The sequence below is a fragment of the Stenotrophomonas sp. 2YAF22 genome (genome assembly GCF_052114665.1).
In the GTDB taxonomy this organism is placed as follows: domain Bacteria; phylum Pseudomonadota; class Gammaproteobacteria; order Xanthomonadales; family Xanthomonadaceae; genus Stenotrophomonas; species Stenotrophomonas indicatrix.
Window position 1 is genome coordinate 1 of record NZ_JBFRFE010000647.1, and the last position, 2,405, is coordinate 2,405.

Sequence of the window (2,405 nt, forward strand, 5' to 3'; positions counted from 1 at the left end):
ACACCCGCACCACCGGCGCGGTGGTCGGCTTGGCGATGCGCTGCGCGCATTCGGTCAGCGCGTGGCGCTCGACCAGGTCGGCGAACGCAGCGCGGTCTTCGCGGGCGATCTGCACTACGGCGCCCAGCTCTTCATTGAACAGGCTGCGGAACGGATCATCGCCCCAGGCGTCGAGGGTGATGTCCAGGCCCAGGCGCGAGGTGAAGGCCATTTCGCACAACGCGGCGAACGCGCCACCGTCGCTGCGGTCGTGGTACGCGCGCAGCAGGCCGGACTGGCGTGCATCGCGGATCAGCTCGAAGAAGCCACGCAGGCGCTGCGGATCGTCCAGGTCCGGGGCGGCACCGGCGAAGGCCGGCAGGTCGCCGTGGTCGGCGTGCACCTGGGCCAGGATCGAACCGCCCAGGCGCTGCTTGCCGGCACCGAGGCCGATCAACCACAGCTCACTGTCGATATCGCGGTCCAGCAGCGGGGTCAGCTGCTGGCGTGCATCGGCCACCGGCGCGAACGCGGTGATCACCAGCGATACCGGCGACACGCTCTTGTGCGCCGCGCCCTGGTCGTGCCACTGCGCCTGCATCGACAGCGAGTCCTTGCCCACCGGGATGCTGATGTCCAGCTGAGGGCACAGTTCCATGCCGACCGCCTTCACCGCGTCGTACAGCAGCGCGTCTTCGCCCGGGTGGCCTGCAGCGGCCATCCAGTTCGCCGACAACTTGATTTCATCGAGCGCGTCGACCGGGGCTGCGCACAGGTTGGTCAATGCTTCGCCAACGGCCATGCGGGCCGAAGCGGCAGCGTCCAGCAGCGCCAGCGGCGTGCGTTCACCCAGTGCCATCGCCTCGCCGGCCACGCCGTCGAAATCGGCCAGGGTGATCGCCACGTCGGCCACCGGCAGCTGCCACGGGCCAACCATCTGCTCGCGCGCGGTCAGGCCGCCCACGCTACGATCGCCGATGGTGACCAGGAAGTTCTTGGAGGCTACCGTCGGATGCGCGAGCACGCGCAGACCGGCTTCCTGCAGATCCAGGCCACCGGTCTTCAGCGCCGGCCAGCGTGGTGCCGGCGGGTGCGCGGTATCACGGTGCATCTTCGGCGGCTTGCCGAACAGCACGTCCATCGGCAAATCGATGGGTGCATCGGCCGGGATGTTGCCCGGCACGGCACCATAGGCCACCACCAGGTGTTCGGCTGCGGTGGCGACACCGACCGCAGCGAACGGGCAGCGCTCGCGCGCGCACAGCGCGGCGAATTCAGCCAGGCGCTCCTGCGCCACACCGAGTACGTAGCGCTCCTGCGACTCATTGCACCACAGCTGCATCGGCGACAGCGACGGATCGTCGGTGGGCACCTTGCCCAGGTCGATGATGCCGCCCACGCCGGAATCGTGCAGCAGTTCGGGAATGGCGTTGGACAGGCCACCTGCACCGACGTCATGGAAGAACTTGATCGGGTTGTTGGCACCCATCGCCACGCAGCGGTCGATGACCTCCTGGCAGCGACGCTCCATCTCCGGGTTGTCGCGCTGCACGCTGGCGAAGTCCAGGTCCTCGGCGCTTTCACCGGAGGCGACCGAACTGGCGGCACCGCCGCCGAGGCCGATCAGCATCGCCGGGCCGCCGAGCACGATCACGGCATCGCCGTCCTGCAGCAGGATCTTGTCGACCTGCACGCGATCAATGGCGCCGAGGCCACCGGCCAGCATGATCGGCTTGTCGTAGGCGCGCACCAGGTCGGCGCCTTCCGGCAGTTCGAAACTGCGGAAGTAGCCGAGCAGTGCCGGGCGGCCGAACTCGTTGTTGAACGCAGCGCCGCCGAGCGGGCCGTCGGTCATGATCTCCAGCGCCGGCGCCATGCGCGGGTTCAGCGCGCGCGGCGCTTCCCACGGCTGCGGCAGCTCGGGAATGCGCAGGTGCGAGACCGAGAAACCGCTCAGGCCGGCCTTCGGCTTGCCGCCGCGACCGGTCGCGCCTTCATCGCGGATTTCGCCACCCGCGCCGGTCGACGCGCCCGGGAACGGGGCGATTGCGGTCGGGTGGTTATGCGTTTCCACCTTGATCTGGAACGCGCTGGGCACCTGCGGTTCGCGGCGGTACTCGCCGCTGGCCGGGTCCGGGCGATAGCGCGAGGCCGGATGGCCTTCGATCACCGCCGCGTTGTCGCTGTACGCACTGAGCGTGTGCTGCGGGGTCTGCTGGTGGGTGTTCTTGATCATCCGGAACAGCGAGCGGTCCTGCTCCTGGCCGTCGATGGTCCAGCTGGCGTTGAAGATCTTGTGCCGGCAGTGCTCGGAATTGGCCTGCGCGAACATCATCAGTTCCACGTCCGACGGCGACCGGCCCAGCGCGGTGAAGCGCTCGCGCAGGTAGTCGATCTCGTCCTGCGCCATGGCCAGGCCGAGGCGC

Annotated in this window: 1 protein-coding gene; it reads right to left on the reverse strand. The window is 68.9% G+C overall.

All coding sequences use genetic code 11. From position 1 onward, the window contains the following. Positions 1-2,405 (reverse strand): phosphoribosylformylglycinamidine synthase (gene purL / locus AB4Y84_RS19435; protein ID WP_442250701.1); only part of this gene is annotated, 2,405 nt, incomplete at both ends.